Origin of the sequence: Klebsiella sp. Lac1 (genome assembly GCF_009825425.1) — a bacterium.
GTDB lineage: Bacteria > Pseudomonadota > Gammaproteobacteria > Enterobacterales > Enterobacteriaceae > Klebsiella > Klebsiella electrica.
In genome coordinates this window covers 1-2,172 of the sequence record NZ_VJZJ01000009.1, presented here as the reverse complement: position 1 = coordinate 2,172, position 2,172 = coordinate 1, and the positions used below count along the sequence as shown (strand labels likewise).

2 protein-coding genes are annotated in these 2,172 nt (G+C 49.5%); both read left to right on the top strand.

Going from position 1 to position 2,172, the window contains the following annotated elements:
* Positions 1-951 precede the first annotated feature (951 nt).
* Positions 952-1,188, top strand: coding sequence for a hypothetical protein (locus tag FNY10_RS26480; protein ID WP_058670957.1), 237 nt, complete (start codon positions 952-954; stop codon positions 1,186-1,188).
* Positions 1,189-1,458: 270 nt separating this feature from the next.
* A complete protein-coding gene (locus FNY10_RS26475; protein ID WP_058670958.1) occupies positions 1,459-1,914 on the top strand; it encodes a hypothetical protein in 456 nt (151 codons plus the stop codon).
* Positions 1,915-2,172 lie beyond the last annotated feature (258 nt).

Sequence of the window (2,172 nt, the reverse complement as noted above, 5' to 3'; positions counted from 1 at the left end):
GTCACCAAAACTTGTTCTTTCAGTTTAGCCTTAACAGGTGCATAACTTCAAGAGACAATCCCTCTAAAATTCCAGTTGCCAATGGCTACCGCCACTGGCGATAAGTCGTGTCCGTAAGGGTTGGACTCAAGTTGATAGTTACCTTACAGGACGTGGTAGTCGGGCTAAACGGGGGGTTCGTGCATATAGCCCAGCTCGGAGCGAACTGTCTAAACGGAAACGGGGCGTGGTGATTTAGGGGAGGCTTCCACCACAACACGGTCAGCCGCAGGACAGGAACACAGGAGCGCACGAGGGAGCCGCTAGGGGGAAACTCTTAGCATCTTTAAGCTGTGTCGGGTTTCGCCACCGCTGATTTGAGCACCGAAAATCAGATGATTTTTGTGAAGCTCGTCAGGGGGGCGGAGCCTATGGAAAAACGGCTTCGCCGCGGCCCTATCGCTTCCCTGTTAAGTATCTTCTTGGCATCTTCCAGGAAATCTCCGCCCCGTTCGTAAGCCATTTCCGCTCGCCGCAGTCGAACGACCGAGCGTAGCGAGTTAGTGAGCGAGGAAGCGGAATATCTCCTGTATCACATATTCTGCTGACGCACCGGTGCCGCCTTTTTTCTCCTGCCACATAAAGCACTTCACTGACACCCTCATCCGTACCAACATAGTAAGCCAGTATACACTCCGCTAGCGCTACGTGACTGGTCCGGCGCTGCGCCCGGAACCCGCAAATTCAGAAACTGAAAGCGTGACAAGATGTGTTTTTGGAGTACCGCCATCATGATGCCGGCACCAAAACGATATCTCAGGGCTGCGCCCCGATACCCCGCCAACGCTTCACGGCACCGGATTAAAATCCGTTCCCGTTCACCGTTTCTCAGGGCTGTTGCCGGCTGCAGGTTCTTCATGAGGTTCGCCGTGTCTGGCAGACTGTGCAGAGTTATTCTGACCGGAGATCGCCATGAAACGACTGATAAACCTGACGCCCGCCGAGAAAAGATTTCTCGACGATGCTGTTGCCGCCGCTGAGAGAGTGTCAGGCAAGAAGCTGAATCAGCCCAACAGGCACATTGTCCTTAACAGGGCTCGTGCACAGATCGAATCGCAGCGCCAGGCAGAACGGCAGCGATCTGCGCGTGAGGAGGAGCGGCAGCAGGCGGAATTTACCTGGTCGCGTCCGCGGGCGCCGCGTCGCTGATTGCCACTTTCGTCGGTTTCGTGGGGAGTTCAGGGCGAAACAGCGTGGTATTCACTCCGGTGCATAGTCATTCACCCCCGTAAAACTCACCAGAGCGATTCCGGGCGGTTTTCTGGGGGTAAGACGTGCTCTTTTGTGGCTGAAGGCGCAGAAACGCCCTGAGGCCGTTTTCGCGGTGCGCGTAATGAGGTGTTATGGTAAATAAGGGCTATGTATGTTCCTAGGCTGCTTATGCTAATAGATTCTTGAATCAGATAGTGGAGTTTTAACGTGAAAGGTACAGCTAGTCGATTTTCTTTATTGATCATTTTTTTATTGTTTTTTTCTTCATCCAGTTTATCAGCTAGGGAGCTTACTAAAGAGGAGATTGATGCTGTTGAAGTTGGGGTAAACAAACAGCTTAAAGATCCATATTCTGCAAAATACACTCATAATTCCTATATGTCCGATGATCATAGAGGTGGTGTGTATTGCGGGAAGGTTAATGCGAAAAATTCCTATGGTGCATATATTGGAGACCGTTTGTTTGCAGTAGTTTTTATTGATACTAAATCGGATGGGCTTTTGGCAGCGCCACTTGGACGCATGGATAGCCAAGAGGTTATTTCATCTCTTTGTGCATCTTCTGGTTATGATCTTCGAGTGAATAAAATATTTAAAGATGATGTTAACAAAGAGCGAACCCAAAAGGGGTTCCCTAAGCTGGATGATGCTTATTTTTATTAGCTAGTAGTTTTCGGGGTAGTAAACAATTGACTGAATCCTAATTGTTAGCGTAATTTACCACTTGAATCGAAAAAGCCACCCTGTAAGGTGGCTCTTTCGATGGATCAGTTGAGCTGTAACTCTTCTGAACCGAGGTAACTGGCTATTAGAGGGCACAGTCACCAAAACTTGTTCTTTCAGTTTAGCCTTAACAGGTGCATAACTTCAAGAGACAATCCCTCTAAAATTCCAGTTGCCAATGGCTACCGCCACTGGCGA